At 67.2% G+C, this 15,284-nt stretch carries 13 protein-coding genes and 2 pseudogenes; 9 read left to right on the top strand and 6 right to left on the bottom strand.

What is annotated here, in order from left to right:
* Nucleotides 1–98: 98 nt before the first annotated feature.
* Together ABH933_RS21635 and ABH933_RS21630 are read right to left on the bottom strand one after the other, a co-directional pair.
* Nucleotides 99–212, bottom strand: a pseudogene (locus tag ABH933_RS21635) (Lsr2 dimerization domain-containing protein); the annotation flags it as partial.
* Between the two features lie 31 nt (nucleotides 213–243).
* Nucleotides 244–1,161, bottom strand: coding sequence for a LysR family transcriptional regulator (locus ABH933_RS21630; protein ID WP_429425622.1), 918 nt, complete (start codon nucleotides 1,159–1,161; stop codon nucleotides 244–246).
* A gap of 125 nt (nucleotides 1,162–1,286) precedes the next feature.
* Between ABH933_RS21630 and ABH933_RS21625 the strand changes: the two genes are divergently transcribed.
* The 6 genes and pseudogenes from ABH933_RS21625 to ABH933_RS21600 all read left to right on the top strand — a co-directional run bounded on the left by ABH933_RS21625 (nucleotide 1,287) and on the right by ABH933_RS21600 (nucleotide 9,465).
* Nucleotides 1,287–2,726, top strand: a complete 1,440-nt coding sequence (locus ABH933_RS21625) for an MFS transporter (protein WP_429425624.1) — start codon at nucleotides 1,287–1,289, stop codon at nucleotides 2,724–2,726.
* Between the two features lie 23 nt (nucleotides 2,727–2,749).
* The gene (locus ABH933_RS21620) at nucleotides 2,750–4,375 is read left to right on the top strand and encodes an amidase (protein WP_429425626.1); all 1,626 of its coding nucleotides are present in this window, start codon (nucleotides 2,750–2,752) and stop codon (nucleotides 4,373–4,375) included.
* An 11-nt stretch (nucleotides 4,376–4,386) separates the two neighbouring features.
* On the top strand, nucleotides 4,387–5,757 hold the full coding sequence (locus tag ABH933_RS21615) for a dihydroorotase (protein WP_429425628.1): 1,371 nt from the start codon (nucleotides 4,387–4,389) through the stop codon (nucleotides 5,755–5,757).
* The gene (locus ABH933_RS21610; RefSeq protein ID WP_429425630.1) at nucleotides 5,754–7,157 is read left to right on the top strand and encodes an amidase; all 1,404 of its coding nucleotides are present in this window, start codon (nucleotides 5,754–5,756) and stop codon (nucleotides 7,155–7,157) included. The genes ABH933_RS21615 and ABH933_RS21610 overlap by 4 nt, the downstream gene beginning before the upstream one ends.
* A gap of 568 nt (nucleotides 7,158–7,725) precedes the next feature.
* The gene (locus ABH933_RS21605; protein WP_429425632.1) at nucleotides 7,726–8,367 is read left to right on the top strand and encodes a hypothetical protein; all 642 of its coding nucleotides are present in this window, start codon (nucleotides 7,726–7,728) and stop codon (nucleotides 8,365–8,367) included.
* Nucleotides 8,368–8,437: 70 nt separating this feature from the next.
* Nucleotides 8,438–9,465 (top strand): annotated as a pseudogene (locus tag ABH933_RS21600) (IS630 family transposase).
* Between the two features lie 281 nt (nucleotides 9,466–9,746).
* Here the strand turns inward: ABH933_RS21600 and ABH933_RS21595 are convergent.
* A complete protein-coding gene (locus ABH933_RS21595; RefSeq protein ID WP_429426025.1) occupies nucleotides 9,747–11,276 on the bottom strand; it encodes a GAF domain-containing protein in 1,530 nt (509 codons plus the stop codon).
* Between the two features lie 69 nt (nucleotides 11,277–11,345).
* Complete coding sequence (locus ABH933_RS21590; protein WP_429425633.1) at nucleotides 11,346–11,765, bottom strand: response regulator; 420 nt, start codon at nucleotides 11,763–11,765, stop codon at nucleotides 11,346–11,348.
* An 87-nt stretch (nucleotides 11,766–11,852) separates the two neighbouring features.
* Between ABH933_RS21590 and ABH933_RS21585 the strand changes: the two genes are divergently transcribed.
* On the top strand, nucleotides 11,853–12,197 hold the full coding sequence (locus ABH933_RS21585; protein ID WP_429425635.1) for a hypothetical protein: 345 nt from the start codon (nucleotides 11,853–11,855) through the stop codon (nucleotides 12,195–12,197).
* A gap of 36 nt (nucleotides 12,198–12,233) precedes the next feature.
* Here ABH933_RS21585 and ABH933_RS21580 read toward each other — a convergent pair whose 3' ends face one another.
* Nucleotides 12,234–13,271 carry a M56 family metallopeptidase gene (locus ABH933_RS21580; RefSeq protein WP_429425637.1) on the bottom strand — a complete coding sequence of 346 codons (1,038 nt, stop codon included), beginning with the start codon at nucleotides 13,269–13,271 and terminating at the stop codon, nucleotides 12,234–12,236.
* A 2-nt stretch (nucleotides 13,272–13,273) separates the two neighbouring features.
* Nucleotides 13,274–13,666: a BlaI/MecI/CopY family transcriptional regulator gene (locus ABH933_RS21575; RefSeq protein WP_429425639.1), complete on the bottom strand. Its 393-nt coding sequence runs from the start codon at nucleotides 13,664–13,666 to the stop codon at nucleotides 13,274–13,276.
* A 132-nt stretch (nucleotides 13,667–13,798) separates the two neighbouring features.
* Between ABH933_RS21575 and ABH933_RS21570 the strand changes: the two genes are divergently transcribed.
* Nucleotides 13,799–14,443: a DedA family protein gene (locus tag ABH933_RS21570; protein WP_429425641.1), complete on the top strand. Its 645-nt coding sequence runs from the start codon at nucleotides 13,799–13,801 to the stop codon at nucleotides 14,441–14,443.
* A gap of 37 nt (nucleotides 14,444–14,480) precedes the next feature.
* Complete coding sequence (locus ABH933_RS21565) at nucleotides 14,481–15,164, top strand: DedA family protein (RefSeq protein ID WP_429425642.1); 684 nt, start codon at nucleotides 14,481–14,483, stop codon at nucleotides 15,162–15,164.
* Nucleotides 15,165–15,284: the final 120 nt, after the last annotated feature.

Below are 15,284 nucleotides of genomic sequence, written 5' to 3'. Positions count from 1 at the left end.
AACTCGGCCCAGGCCTCTACAGCGCCACCGCCTGGTCACCCGAAACCCTTGCATGACAAGCGAAAACACTAACTACCCGGCCTTGGGTGAACCTCCTTCTTCGCCGACAGATCGATCTCGTACATCACGCCGTCGATACCGAAATGCACTGTCTCACCGGCTGGGGACTTGCCGTCGAAGTCGTCGACCGACTCGACGACGTCGAGGTGCATCGGTGCAGAAATCGTGTTCAGGGCGTTGAAGTCACGGATGGTCAAGGTTTGCGTAGGGGCCTTGGTCAAATGCGATGCGTGAGGCCAGCGCGGTCGACAGGAAGGCCTGGGCCGCGACGGTCAAGGGCTGGTCCCTATGGATGATAAGCAGGTCGTAGGTCACCCGGGGAAGCAGGGACAGCACTACGGCACCCCTGCGCTCGGCTTCCCTCGACACCGTCCAGGGCAGAAAGGCCGCGCCCACGCCCTCAAAAATCATCGGCACAATCGCCTCGCGGTGAGGTGTCTCCAGCACCGTGCGCAACGCGATGCCACGTTCCTTCGCCTCGTCGAGCAGGATACGCGCCCGGGTACCTACAGCACTGCTGATGAACGGGATGTCCACCAGTTGCTCCAGGCTGACCGGCCCCTGGCCCGTCAGCGGGTTTCCGGGCGGGAGCACAGCGACGATCTCGTTGTGGCCGATGGGGTGCTGCCGTAGTTCCCCCGACACTGGGCGGTCGGTCAGCCCGACCTCGCATTTGGCGTCGACCACCGCCGCCGCGGCGAGGGCGCCTTCCTCCGTGGGCACCATCGAGATGGTTACATCGGGATACCTACGGCGGAAGACCCCGACGATCCGAGCCAGCGGTTCCACGCTCAATGAGGGTGGAGCGCTGACGGTGACCCGCCCACCGCGGAAACCTTTCAGTGCGATCATCGACAGCCGCGCTTCTTCCACGTCCTTGAGTGCACGTCGCGCGTACGTGAGCAGCACGGCACCCGCCTCGGAGACCACGACCCCCCGGCCGACCCGGTGGAAGAGTGGGGAGCCGCACTCCCGCTCCAGTTTGCGTACGCCTTCGGACAGCGACGGCTGGCTCACGTGCAAGCGGGCGGCCGCCTTCGTGAAACCGCCGCAGTCGACCGCGGCAACGAAGTATTCCAGCGAGCGCAAATCCATACTCATAGGCACACACTATAGGTTGCATCGGAAAACATGGGCTGGACGTATGTGTTGGAACACCGTTTGATACTGAAAAGCGAAAGTCGTCACCGGTGGAGGCGGCAAGACACCCTCGACAGGAGGAACAGATGGGCTCTTCCCCCATCCTGATCAGAACCAAGGACGACGTCGTCCGCGCGATCAATGAGAGCGCTGATCCTCCGCGCAGCCGCATGATCGGTTTCATTGCCCTGGGCGGGTTCTTCCTCGACGCATACGACTTCACCAGCCTCAGTGCGGGTTCAGTGCAGATGAAACAGGAGTTCGCCCTCACTGCGAGCCAACTCGGTCTGGTCACCGCGACCATGGCCTTCGGCGCCATAGTCGGGGCGCTCTCCGGCGGCTACTTCGTGGACCGGTTCGGCCGGCTCCGCATGTTCATCGTGAACCTGCTGCTGTTCGTGGTGGCGACGATCGGTGCGGCGTTCGCCCCCAATTACGGGTCCCTCATCGTGCTCCGCCTGTTGATCGGCATAGGTGTCGGCCTCGACGTGCCGGTCGCGATGGCGTTCCTGGTCGAGTTCATGGCAATGAGGAAGAAGGCCAAGTGGGCGGAGTCAGCGGCGGCGCTGTGGTCGGCGGCGACCGTATTCGGACTGCTCGTCGCCCTGTTACTCAACTCACTCGGCGCGGGACATAGCGTGTGGCGCTGGGAGGTCGGCCTCGGCGCTGTGCCTGCCGTGGTGATTCTGCTGCTGCGCTTCAAATACATGGCGGAGAGTCCGATGTGGGCTGCGACCAGGGGTGACCTCGCCGAAGCCGCGCGACTTCTCAGCAGCACCCACGGCAGGCCGTTCGAGCTGGCGCCGGACGCGGTAGCCGCGCCACTACAGGCCGCGCCGAAGAATCCATTCCGTCCCTTCGGTCAGCTCTTCGCCGGCGAGTTCCGCAAGCGCACGATCCTGATCTCGATCATCAGTGCCGCGCAGAGCATCCAGTTCTCCTCGGTCGGCTTCTACATGCCCCTGATCGTCTTCTCGTTCTTCCGCAGCAGTTTCACCACTTCGCTGTGGGCATCGGTGTTCGCCAACGCCTGTGGGCTGGTCGCTGCCGTGCTGGCAGCGTCGTTCGCGAACCGGCTCGGACTGCGCAAGCTGACCATCATCGGATTCTCCGGCGTCGCGGTCGTGCTCATCTTGCTCGGCGTCGTGGGTCATGCGATCCCGCCGATTCTCGGAGTGCTGCTGTTGGTCTTGTTCATCGCTGCGCACACGTTCGGTCCCGGTTCCACCGCCCAGTCGATGTCCGCGCTGTCCTACCCGACCCGGATCCGCGGCGTCGGCGCCGGACTGTCCCAGGCCAGCAACCGCACCGGCAGTCTGATCGCGCTCTACGGAGTCCCGGTCCTGCTCGCCAGCTTCGGGCTCTACCACGCGATGCTGTTCCTGTTGATCGCCCCGGTGCTCGGTCTGATCGCGCTCGCCGTGATCAAGTGGGAACCAGTGGGCCATGTCTCGGAGGACGAGCCGGAGTCGGTATTCGGCAATGAGGGAGCCGCGTCGAATCCGCTGTCCCTCTCTGGCCACTAGATCTGAATGGCGGTACACGAACAATGAAATCTCGGTCCGACCTTCTCCGCCTGATCCAACCTGATCTGCAGGAGGACATCCTCACCCGCGCCGGCAACATGCTCGACGACGTCTCCGCCTACCTGGACTCGGTGGACGCACGTGAGCTGGACCCCACGTTCCCGGTTTTCACGTTCGATCCGGCGGCTGCCTCGTCCTATCTGCCGCCGCCGGTGGAGCTGGCCGGAGCCGAGCCCGCCGCCGCCCCAGTGCCCGATGCGAGTGAGCTGCCCTGGGCACCGGCGACGGACGTCGCCCGCCTGGTGCGGGCGGGGGAACTCACTGCGGCGGACGTGGCAGCGCTGCATGCCCAGCGCATCAGCGACTGGCAGCCCGAACTCAACGCGTTCATCAATGTCACGCTCGATGAGAACGTCACGCTCGATGAGACAGGTCGGACCGGGGCGTTGGCCGGGGTACCGGTCGGGCTGAGCGACCTGATCGATGTCGCCGGGCTGCCCACCACGGGCGGATCCACGATCCTGGGCGACCGGATCGCCGATACCGACGCCGAATGCTGGAGCACCCTGTCGGGCGCGGGCGCGGTCATGGCGGGCAAGCTGAATGTGCAGGAGTTCGCGGCTGGCACGACGGGCGAGAATGCCCGGTTCGGGTGGACTCGTAACCCCTGGGATGTGACCCGGATGTCTGGTGGGGCGTGCGGCGGCGCGGGTGCCGCAGTGGCCGCTGGACTGGTGTCCGCGGCGCTCGGCCCGGACCCCGGCGGGTCGATCCGGGTACCCGCCGCGCATTGCGGGGTCGTCGCGCTCAAGCCCACCTACGGTGCGGTGAGCAGGCGCGGCGTGCTCCCGCTGACCTGGACACTGGACTCGCTCGGTGTGATCGCGCAGCGGGTGCGGGGAGTCGCCGGCATCGCCGATCAGCTGCTGTCCCCGAGGACACCGTGGGGTAAGCGCGGCAGCTGCGAGAGTGCGGCGCTGGCGGCGGAACGGGCTCCCGGACTCCATATGACGTTGGGGATCCCGACGTCCTGGCTGGATATGGGGCTCGATCCGGAGGTCCGGGACGCGTTCGAACGCGCGCTCGAGCACTTCACCGGCCTCGGCGCGATAATACGTGAGGTAAATGTGCCGTCCGCGCGAGACATCCTGCGGATGCACCGGGCCATCGCGTTCTCCGAGGCCTCGGCGTCCCACGAGCCGTTCCTGCTGCATCAGGCCGGCGAGTACGGCGCCAACATCCGTGACCGAGAGGAGGCGGGACGAGCCATGCTCGCTGGTGAGTACCTCAAGGCGTCCCGAATCCGCACCCTGTTGTGCAGGGAATTCTCCGAGGTGTGGCGTGACGTCGACATGATCGTGACGCCGACGGTCCCGGTGCCCGCGGCGCCCATCGGCACGTCCACGGCCACCACGAGTTCGCGTGGCCCGGAACCCATCCACACGGTGTACACCCGCTATCTGGCACCGCTCAGTTCGCTGGGCCTGCCCGCGCTGTCCGTCCCTTGCGGTACCACCGCGGGCGGTCTGCCGATCGGTATGCAACTGGCTGGACCGCCGCACGCGGAGACAACGCTGTTCTTCGTGGCCGGCGCCTACGAGGCCACCACGGAGTGGCACACCCGCCACCCCGTGCTCCCCACTCGATGAAAGGCTCTCCCATGTACGACATGGCCATCATCGGCGGATCCGTCGTCACCCCTGACGGCGTCCAGCAGACCGATGTCGCAATCAAGGACGGCACCATCGTGTCCGTCGGCACCCCGGTCCTGCCCTCCGACGTCACCGGACGCGTCGTCGATGCCACCGGAAAGTTCGTCCTTCCCGGTGTGATCGACGCCCATGTCCACTGCCAGACCTGGACCGATCACGCGGATGACATCGGCGACTCCCATCGCTCGGCTGCCTACGGCGGCGTCACCACCGCGATCACCCAGATCAGGGCGACCGTCGAGATGGCCCCCTCGGCCGCGATCGAGCACTTCATCGAGGAGGGGGAACGCACCTCTCCGATCGACTTCGGCCTGCACACCATCATGCGTCCCGAGCATGACGCGGCCACCGAAGTGCCCAAGGTGATCGAGCTCGGCAGCCCGTCGATCAAGTTCTTCATGTCCTACAAGGACACCGGGATCATGACCCCGGACGCGACCCTGCTGCGGAACCTGCGCATAGTGGCCGAGAACGGCGGCCTGGCCATGGTCCATGCCGAGGACGGTGAGATCCTCAGCCACCTGGTCGAATACGCACAGTCGACCGGGCGCACCCGGCTCGAGGATTTCGCCTGGACGCATCCGGACTACGCCGAGGATCTGGGCGTGTACAAGGCACTGGCCTACGCGCGGGCGACCGACTGCCCGCTCTACATCCTGCATATGACGACCGCGGGTGGCGTGGAGCTGCTGCGCGAGGCGGCAGCGGCCGGCCAGCGGGTGTTCGGTGAGACCTGCCCGAAGTACCTGAGCCTGACCAACAATGATCTGCTGAACGTGGGCGCACAGGCGAAGGTCGGGCCTCCACTGCGCACCGACAGCGACCGGGAACAGCTGTGGGATGCGCTGCGGACGGGCACGCTGTCGGTAGTGGCCAGCGACCACGCGCCACGGGTGCGTGAGCATATGGGCCAGGTCGACGACATATTCGCCGAACCCTACGGCGCTCCCGGAACGGAGACCATGCTGCCGGTGATCTTCGATCAACTGGTGGTCCAGCGCGGCGAGGACGTGTCGCTGCTGGCCGAGATCCTCAGTACCAACCCGGCGCGGATCTACGGGCTGTACCCGAAGAAAGGTGTTATCGCACCCGGCTCGGACGCCGATCTCGTACTGGTCGATCCCGAGCGCCGGGAAGTGATCAGTGCCGCGACCCAGCACTCGACGGCCACATACAGCCTGTACGAGGGTCGCGCGGTCACCGGGTGGCCGGTCCTGTCCACGGTGCGCGGCCAGATCGTGCTGGAGGACGGCGAACTCAAGCAGCAGCCGGGCTTCGGGCGCTACCAACGCCGGGAGATCACTGGGCTGATGCAGTGACGGAGCTGTGGGAGCTTACCGCCGTCGATCAGGCGCGGGGTATCCGCGGAGGCGAGTTCTCGGCCGAAGAACTGATGCGATCGGTGCTGGGCCGTATCGAAGAGGCCGACCTAGAGGTCAACGCATTCTGCACGCTCAACGAGCGGGCGCTGCAGGATGCGCTGGCGGCCGACGAGGCGCTGGCGGCAGGCGAGGCGACCGGGCCGCTGCACGGAGTTCCCTTCTCCGTGAAGGACCTCATCCCGACCGCGGGGGTGCGTACCACCTTGGGCAGCAGCGCCTACGCGCACTGGATTCCCGACCAGGACGACGTCTCCGTGGAGCGGATGCGCGCGGCGGGCGCGCTCCTGCTCGGGAAGACCAACACCCGAGAGCTCGGGTACGGTGTCGTGACCGACAATGTGCTGTTCGGGCCGACCCGCAATCCGCGGCGGCCGGATCGTACCGCCGGGGGGTCTTCGGGCGGTTCGGCAGCGGCCGTGGCCGCCAGGATGGGATCGCTCAGCCTGGGCAACGACGGTGGCGGTTCGCTGCGGGTGCCCGCAGCGCTGTGCGGAGTCTTCACCCTGAAACCAACCTTCGGAGTAGTGCCCTTGTATCCGTCATGCCGACTGCCGACGCGAGCAGGGCTGGGGAGCTGGGAGACGCTGGAATCCATAGGGCCGATAACCCGCACGGTGGAGGACGCCGCACTGATGCTGGAGGCGATCGCAGGATTCGACCAGCGGGACCGGCATTCGATACCGACCGCCATGGGTGGGCTGCGGGCGACCCTCGACGAAGGCGTGAGCGGGCTGAGAATCGCCTGGAGCCCGCGCCTCGGTCAGGCCGATGTTGACCCCGAAGTGCTCGAACTGACGACACAGGCGGTCGAGGCACTCGGCGGCGCCGGGCTCGGCTGCGAGGTCGTGGACATCGATCCGCCCGTCGGAGACCTGCGCGAACTGCGTACGGTGTTCGCCGCCACTGTCGCCCGGGACTCCGACCTGGTGGCTCTGCGGGAGCTGGCCGAGCACCACGAAGTCTCGGAAGACCTCCGAGAGCTCGTGCGAGGGGACTGGACGGCGGAGACGTTCACTTGGGCCGCGACCCGGCGGCAGGTGCTCTACGACGCGATCCGGAGCTTCATGGCCGACTGGGATCTGCTCATCACCCCGACCACCGCGACCACGGCGTTCCCGACGGGCCTGCGATGGCCCGAGCACGGACCGGGCCGCGACTGGTCGCCGTTCGCGTTCCTCTTCAACCTCACTGGACAACCCGCGGCGAGCGTACCGGTCGGACTGACGGGCGACGGCCTGCCGGTCGGCCTGCAGATCGTCGGCAGACGCCTGGCTGACGCCACCGTTCTACGGGTCGCACACGTCCTCGAACAGGCACTCGCAACAGGCCGTGCCTAGTCGGGGAACCGGGTCGCTCACAGACCGTACTGGTGTCGCCATGGCGTGCGTTTCGGCCCGCACTACGATCGCCTGATCGACCTCCTCCGCGAGCGTGCCGGGGTCCAGTAGTCCGTTGGGGATCAGCACAATTGCCTTGATACCGCAGTAGGCCGACTCCTGCAGGCTGACCACGATCGCATGGCGCCGCGCCAGTTGGCCGACCACGAACAAACCTAGGTGCCGTTGTCCCGCCCTCAACTTCGAGCACGACGCCCCGGCCCACGAAGTTTCCGTGCACGGCCACCGGAGCCTGGGGCGGTGAGAACGCCGTCGCGTTGTCGATCAACTCGGCCAGTAGATGAATGAGGTCGGCGACCGCGCTCCCGAGGACACTGGCCTCGGGTAAGCGGATTGCGTTCACGCGGGCGAATTCCTGCGTCTCGGAGGCCGCGCTGCGGACGATCTGTTCCAGCGGTACGGGTTCTCGCCAGCGGCGGCCGGGCTGCGCCCCGCCGAGTATCAACAGGTTCTCGGCATTTCGGCGTGCCCGGGTCGCCAAATTGTCGAGCCGGAACAGCAGTTCGAGATGCTCTGGATCGTTCTGCTTGGCCTCGGCGATGTCGAGGACGTCCATCTGCCGGCGCACGATGACCTGGCTGCGGTAGGCGATGTCGAGGAAGACCTTGTTGAACCCGGCTCTGGTTCGCGCCTCGGTCGCAGCGGTAGCCATCGCGGTACGTTGGGCTGTGGTGAACGCCTCCGCTACCTGTCCGATCTCGTCGGATCCGCTGTCGACCACCGCCGCTTCGGATTCCAGGTCGATCTCCTCCCCATCGTGCAGGCGTCGGATGATCGACGGCAAAGTTTCATTCGCCAGCTCCATACTTCTCGACCGCAGCGAGCGCAAGCGCCGAATGAGACCATTCGCGAGCAACAGCGCAAGCAGGAACGCGCCGGCGGCGAAGACTGCCACAGCCGACCCCGCCGCGATCGACCGGTTCAGTGTCCGATGAGCGGTGTCGGCGGACAACCTAACGGCGTATCGTCCATGTGCCTCGAACACGGCCATGAGTTCCGCGCTCACGTACTGCTCGGCTGCCCGCAGGTCTTTGACGGGGATCGGCAGGGTTCCCCGTTCCGTCAGCTGGTCTTCGGCGTCGACTGCGCTGCGCCACTGGGCACTTGCGGTCAGGTCTCGGACTCGTCGCTGTTCGTCGTCGGTTACTAAGGAGTGCGTAAGTAGGTCGAGATTCGCCGGGTGAATTCCCCGGATTCTCGCGGCATCCTGGGAGAATTCCGTGGTGCGCGAGAACGACGGCCGGAAGTTGGATCACAAGACCCTCGAAGTTCTGCGGATGCGTGCGATCGAGCAGGTCGCGGCGGGCGCGCACCCCGAAGAAGTGGCCGTGACCATGGGGTTTCACAAGAACACCGTCTACGGGTGGCTGGCCAAGGCGCGCGAGGGTGGCAAGGATGCATTGAAGGCCAAAGCGGTGCCGGGCCGCCCGCCGCGACTGGACGCCACGCAGATCTCGAAGCTGTACGGATTCATCGTCGGTGTCGATCCGCGCCAGTTGTCGTTTCGCTTTGTGGACAAGGGAAATGGTGCGTGAGGTGATCCGCCGCGAGTTCGGTGTGCGCCTGAGTGTGGTCAGCGTGGGCCGGCTGCTGCGCACGATGGGTCTGTCACCGCAGCGCCCGCTGCACCGCGCCTACCAGCAGGACCCCGACGCTGTGGAAGCCTGGAAAACCGAGCAGTTCCCCGCGATCCGCGCCGAAGCCAAAAAGGCCGGTGCGACAGTCTATTTCGCCGACGAGGCCGGGATCCGTTCGGACTACCACGCGGGCACCACCTGGGGGGCCGGTCGGGCAGACACCGGTCGTGGCGAACACCGGGGCCCGATACTCGATCAACATGCTCTCCGCGGTCTCGGCGCAAGGCGCGCTGCGGTTCATGCTCCACGACGGAACCGTCAACGCGAGCGTGTTCATCGATTTCTGTAAACGCCTGCTCGAGGACGCTCACGGCCCGGTGTTCCTGATCGTCGACGGCCACCCCAGCCACCGCGCCAACGTCACCAAACAGTTCGTCGCCGGCACCGCAGGCCGGCTACGGCTGTTCTTCCTGCCCGGCTACTCACCCGAGCTCGACCCCGACGAATGGGTATGGAAGAACGTCAAAGCAGACCGGATCGGCAAAATCGGTGTCACCAGCAAAGACGACCTGAAAACCAAGGCCACCGGCGCCCTGCGCCGACTGCAGAAACTACCCGCCCTCGTCCGCGGATTCTTCCGCGACCCCCACCTGGCCTACATCACCACCTGACTCGACCTACTTCCGAACTCCTTAGTAATTGAGCTATATAGACCCAAGAGCGCCTACGGCGCGCACCGCGTCTGATGGAACGTCGCCGCGGCGCGTCGGCACGTCGGCGACGCGTTGCGCCTTCAATGTCCCTCCAGGACACTGTGGCTGGCTTTTGCAATATCCGAACAGTGCTGGGCACGACGTGAGCCGTACCCGGCATGGTCTCCCGCAGCCCGGGCACGAATCGGCCGGCCTCTGCCAAGCGAACTGGCTGTGGTTCAGTCCACGCCCTCGGGCTTCTAGAGTGGGATCGTCGCGAGCAATGACGTCCCGTCGCCGGCAGGACTCGCGATCTCCATCCGGCCGCCGAGTGCCTCGACGCGGTCGATCAGGCCGACGATCCCCGACCCTCTGCAGATGTCGGCGCCTCCGATGCCATCGTCTCGAATCGAGAGACGAAGCGTCGCACGGTCGGCTTCGACGCGTGCGTTCACCTGTGAGGCTTGTGCGTGCTTGGCCGAATTCGTGAGTGCCTCTGCCGCAACGTAATACGCGGTTACTTCGGCAGACTCCGGCAACCGCCGGTCGACATGAAGATCGAGTTCGACCGGGACGGTGGAGCGGCGGGCGAGTGTCTTGAGCGCAGGCCCAAGGCCCTTCGACAGGATCGCCGGATGGATGCCCCGGGAGATCTCTTGTAGATCCTCGGAGACTCCGGTCAGTCCCGAAACGATGTGAGAAATCTGCCCCCTGAGCGCGTCGAGTTCGGTTGGCACCGAAGCCTCCGCCGAGCGGAGTTCCAGCCCGAGTGAGACCAGCCGCTGTTGGGCTCCGTCGTGCAGATCGCGTTCGATGCGGCGCCGGGCGTCATCGGCGGCCGCGACGATCCGGGCGCGGGACGCGGTGAGTTCGGCGTGGGCCTCGGCGTTCGCGATCGCGGTCGCGACGAGATCGGTGAAGTCCGCGACGCGTGCCTCGGTGTCGGGTGGCAGGGGCTCGGGTCGTGACGAGCCGACGATGGCCGCACCCCACACGCGGCCGTTTACCACGATCGGCGCTCCGACTGCCCCACGGAGACCGAGCTCACGGATGCGCACGGCAGTCGAACCGGCAGCGTTCTCGTAGCTGTCGACCCGGGCGGGGCGTCCGGTACGTAGCACCATCGCCGGAACGCTCTCACCCTCGAGGGAGAACCGGGTGCCGACCGGCATATTCGTCACTCCGGGCTCGTCGCGGGCCGCGACGACGATGGCTGTGCCATCGGGCTGGTAGCGCCACAAGGCGGCGAAGTGCACACCCAGGCAACGGGCCAATTCCTCGGCCACCGCCGGGAACACCTCGCAGGAGGTGGCCGCGCGCGCGACCAGCGTCGCAACCCGTCGCAACGCGGCCTGTTGCTCGGCGAGCACCCTGAGCTGGTCACGGCTTTCCTCCGCCTCCCGACGGCGTCGATCTGCATCAGCGGCCCGTGTCCTGGCCAGACCCGCGAGGGTGTGGGCCGACAGCGCAACCACAAGAGAGATCGCGATCACCACCCAGTCGTACGCCCGGATCGGTAGGGAGCTCACTGCGGGCCAGTTCTGGAAACAGATGAAGGCGAGGGAGCTGGCCACCGACGTGATCACCGTCAACCCAAGCCCCCAGCCGGCCGCCACGACCACGACGCCGAGCAGGTAGACCTGTCCGAACTGGACGTGGGGAGCGACCCTTGTGTTGAGCAGGTACACCACCAGGGTCTCGGCCACGATGAAACCGGCGGCGACCGCGATTCCCGGTGCGAGGGGCGGAGCCGTGGGGCCCAGCAATAGCGACACCAAGCGTGCGCGCAGTGATCGCAAGCCTACTTCCGCACCAGAAGCGTCGGGCAGCTGTAACTGTTTCTGCGCCACCACGCAAGCTCACATCAATCTCGGCGGACCGGGGCGTCGAGATGGCCCACACACCGAGGCGGCGAGGTCACGGATCGCGCCCGACGACAGCGCGAACTTGGACACGAAGCCCACTGCCGGGCTCGCGGCAATCATGTCGGCGAAGTCTTGCGCGGCGTGGGCAGAGGTCATTATCACCGGTGACGGCGCAGGCCACCCATTCCGGTGCAGGTGCTCGGCGAGTTCGAACCCGTTCTCCTCACCGAGATCAACGTCGACCAACGTCACGTCCGGCCGCAGCTCCTCGACACCCTGGAGCGCCTCAGCGCTGGTCGAGGCTACGCCGACAACGGTGATCCCCTCACGTTCGAGCAGGTCGCGCGCAGCGTCGAGAAAGGCGGCGCTGTCATCAACGATGAAGCAGCGCAACAGCTTGAGTTGCAGCACCATGACCTCAGTTTCTCTGAGCGCGCCGCCTGCGCGCATTCCCGCTAGTAGGAACTTCTTCCCGCTAGTAGGAACTTCGCGGACCTCGGCATGGACCCTGACGAGTTGTCCAATCCCGGGCAGGCCGCCGTGTCATCAGCGGTCGTGTTCACCCTGGGCGTGGTCATTCCGTTGATCGCAATTCACGACACCGCCTATAGGGCTCGCAACCCGCCGGAAGCTTCACTCACGCCGTCAGACGGCCCGGCGCGGGCCAGGGTGAGCGCGACGAGCGCGCCGGCGGCGGCTTCCATGACCGGCATTGGTCACCACCGCGCGTGCCGGACGCCGGTCACGAACCGACTCGACAAGGTAGTGGCTTCTCTTGTCCCGGTCCACCGTTCGGCGCAGGTGAATCCAGTCACGCCGTCACTGGCCGGGTCTCAGGGTTACTGAGGCCCGGTGGGTTACTGAGGCCCGGCCAGTGAGCTACTACTTATATAATAGTAGCAATGGGAGCGGGGGCGTTCCCGACGTGGAGTGCCGGACGAGGACGGCTTGCCGGTCGAACGTGGCCGCGGCGGCCCGGTCGGCCTGGGCGTGTTCGAAGGTTTCCTCGGTGGCGTGCTCGGTGACGATCACGGCAGTCAGCGCGGCGGCGATTAGCGCGGCTACCGCGGCGGTCAGCAGTGGCGACCAGCGCAGGGCGGGCGGGTCGAGCAGTGCCCGGACCCGGTGGGTGACCTCGCCACCGGTCGACGCCAGTGCCCTGGGATGGACGGCCCCGGCATGGACGCGGTCGGGGTGGCGGGCGGCGGTGCGGGCGAGGGCGGCGCGGGCGATCGCGCGGGCGGCGACGCGGCGATCCCCGACCTGGGCGGCGGCGTCCTCGTCGGCCCAGCGTTCGGCCGCGTGACGGACGACGCCGGGCAGGGTGCGCAGCAGCGGGTTGGCCACCGCGGCGATCTCGGCGAGCTGGATCCACAGGTGATGGCGGTGGGCCAGATGGGCGGCCTCGTGCGCGAGCAGCACTCGTCGCTGCGGCTCGTCGAGCGCTGCGAGCATGCCGGTGGAGACCACCACGCGGCCGGTGAGCCCCGCGACGGCGTAGGCGTCGGGTTCGTCGTCGTCGACGACCACCGTGCGCCCGTCACCGAGCGTGGGTGCGAGGCGCCGGCACACGCCGTCTGCGATCCACAGCCGATGCCCGGCCCGGGCCACATGGACGATCGCTGCTACCAAGAGCAGCGCCACCGCGACCGCGACCGGGATTCCGGCCGGCCACGGCAGGTCCGCCGGGCGCGGCAGCGCAGCGGGTGACCAGTGCCCGAGCGAGGCGATCTCACGGACCCTGGCGAGCAGGAACGCGGCCACCACGGTCAGCGAGAACCCGCTGCCGGCCGCGACCAGAACCGCCGCGACCGGCAGCAGCCGCACCGCCAGCGACGGTCGCAGCGCGCGGCCGAGCCGGGCGCCACCGGCGCCGAGTATGACCGCCAGGATCGGCGGGAGCGCCACGGCGACGTCCATCCTCAGTCTCCCGGCCGCACGGTCCGCCCGCGCTCGTCGTCGGCGAGCAACTCCAGCAGCATCTGCTCTTCATTGGGTTCGAGTTCGGCGACGAAGCGGGCCAGTACGTCCGCGCGTTCGCCCTGCTCGGCGAGCAAGCGATGCATCTGGCGGGCGGTGCGCGCAGCGGCCACCGACCGTAGGTCGGCGGCCAGCGAATACACGAACCCGCGCCCCTGCTTGTCGCGGTGCAACGCGCCCTTGTCGCACAGCCGCGTCAGGGTGGTCATCACCGTGGTGTAGGCGGCGTCACCGGGCACCGCCGCGGCGACCTGCGCGACCGACTGCGGCGCCGGCGCCGCGGCCACCGTCTCGAGTACCTGTTGCTCCAGCGACCCGCGTGCTCGTCTCCGCATCAGCGCCTCCGTCCTTCACCGAAACCAGATACTATTACCATAATAGTAGGTTGGTTCGTGTCTCCAGAATAGCGGCCGGACCGACCCCGCACGCCACGTGGATGTGCGGGACCGGCTCAGAAAGATCACCTCATGCAGCAGTTCATCACCAGCTCCGGCCTGGTCGCGATCTTCGTGCTCATGGTCGCCGAGTCGGCGTGTATCCCGATTCCCTCCGAGGTCACCATGCTGCTCGGCGGTGCCCTGGCCGGCGGCGCCGTGGCGGGCGCGCACCCCAACCTGGTTGCGGTGATCGCGGCCGGAACCCTGGGCAACGTGGCCGGCAGCTACCTGGCCTGGGCGGTGGGCCGCTACGGCGGTCGAGCGGTATTGCTGCGGTGGGGGCGTTACGTGTGGCTGGACGAGGCCGACATCGACCGCGCCCAGCAGTGGTTCACCCGTCACGGTGTGGCGTCGGTGTTTTTCGGGCGCCTGCTGCCGGTCATCCGGACCTTCATTTCGCTCCCGGCCGGGTTCGCCGCGATGCGGCCGGTCCGGTTCGGCGTCTACACCGTGCTGGGCTGCCTGCCCTGGACCGCGGCGCTGGCCGGGGTCGGCTACGGCATCGGCGGGAACTGGCAGAGGGTGGCCGACGATTTCCACGGCCCGACCTATCTCATCGCCGGGATCGTCGCCGTCCTGGCCGTTGTCGCAGCGGTAGTTCTCATGCGGCGCCGCCGCTCTCGCCCCGCGACCAGTGAACCCTCGGCCGCACCCGCCGACCCCGGCCTCCGGTAACGGCATTGGTGATCGAGCCGGCCGCGGGAGTTCGCCGATGGTGAGCGGTCTGGTCGAGCGGATTCTCACCGTGCCGCCGGTGTGGGTGTATCTGGCGGTCGGGCTGCTGGTGTTCGCCGAGGATGCCGCGTTGGTCGGGTTCGTGGTGCCCGGCGAGACCGCCGCGATCCTGGGCGGGGTCACCGCCAGCCGCGGCCACGTCAGCCTCGCGGTGATCGCGACGGTCGTGGTGGTCGCCGCGATCGCGGGCGATAGCGTCGGTTACCAGATCGGCAGGCGCATCGGGCCGCGGCTGATGGACCTGGCCGTGTTCGAACGGCGGCGGGCGCGCCTGGAACACGCCCGCGATGTGCTGTCCCGCCGCGGCGGCCTCGCGGTCTTCCTCGCCCGGTTGATCACCTTCGCCCGCACGATGATGCCCGCCCTGGCCGGCATCGCCGCCATGCCGCGGCGCCGGTTCCTGACATTCAACGCGCTCGGCGCACTGGCCTGGGGTACTGGCAACGTGCTGCTCGGCTACCTGGCCGGCACCTCGTATACGGCCATCGCCCACACCGCAGGGCCCGCCACCGCACTGACCATCGCCGTGGTCGTTGTCGTTGTCGCCGCCGGGGTCGTGTGGCGGATTCACCGCCATCGGGCGCGCTCACCGAACCGACCGACGAGCACGCATCTACTGAGCGAAGACCCACACACGACAACGACGGGACCAGAGCAATGACAACTGAATCATTTTCCAGCACATACCATTCCGATTTCTGCGACATGGTGGATTTGTTCAATTCGTGCGCGTGGCATACCGGGTGGCGCCACCCTCCGAGGTACGGCAGCGCCGCCTGCA

Origin of the sequence: Nocardia sp. GP40, from assembly GCF_050434125.1 — a bacterium.
Taxonomy (GTDB): Bacteria; Actinomycetota; Actinomycetes; order Mycobacteriales; family Mycobacteriaceae; genus Nocardia; species Nocardia albiluteola.
The sequence above is the reverse complement of the archived record's forward strand: the minus strand, read 5'-3'. Positions and strand labels throughout refer to the sequence as shown.

What these genes read in the sequence shown, in the direction of transcription:
- ABH933_RS21630 (WP_429425622.1), bottom strand. Translation starts at nt 1,161, where the DNA reads ATGAGTATGGATTTGCGCTCGCTGGAATACTTCGTTGCCGCGGTCGAC.
- ABH933_RS21625 (WP_429425624.1), top strand. Translation starts at nt 1,287, where the DNA reads ATGGGCTCTTCCCCCATCCTGATCAGAACCAAGGACGACGTCGTCCGC.
- ABH933_RS21620 (WP_429425626.1), top strand. Translation starts at nt 2,750, where the DNA reads ATGAAATCTCGGTCCGACCTTCTCCGCCTGATCCAACCTGATCTGCAG.
- ABH933_RS21615 (WP_429425628.1), top strand. Translation starts at nt 4,387, where the DNA reads ATGTACGACATGGCCATCATCGGCGGATCCGTCGTCACCCCTGACGGC.
- ABH933_RS21605 (WP_429425632.1), top strand. Translation starts at nt 7,726, where the DNA reads ATGCTCTGGATCGTTCTGCTTGGCCTCGGCGATGTCGAGGACGTCCAT.
- ABH933_RS21590 (WP_429425633.1), bottom strand. Translation starts at nt 11,765, where the DNA reads ATGGTGCTGCAACTCAAGCTGTTGCGCTGCTTCATCGTTGATGACAGC.
- ABH933_RS21585 (WP_429425635.1), top strand. Translation starts at nt 11,853, where the DNA reads ATGGACCCTGACGAGTTGTCCAATCCCGGGCAGGCCGCCGTGTCATCA.
- ABH933_RS21580 (WP_429425637.1), bottom strand. Translation starts at nt 13,271, where the DNA reads ATGGACGTCGCCGTGGCGCTCCCGCCGATCCTGGCGGTCATACTCGGC.
- ABH933_RS21575 (WP_429425639.1), bottom strand. Translation starts at nt 13,666, where the DNA reads ATGCGGAGACGAGCACGCGGGTCGCTGGAGCAACAGGTACTCGAGACG.
- ABH933_RS21570 (WP_429425641.1), top strand. Translation starts at nt 13,799, where the DNA reads ATGCAGCAGTTCATCACCAGCTCCGGCCTGGTCGCGATCTTCGTGCTC.
- ABH933_RS21565 (WP_429425642.1), top strand. Translation starts at nt 14,481, where the DNA reads ATGGTGAGCGGTCTGGTCGAGCGGATTCTCACCGTGCCGCCGGTGTGG.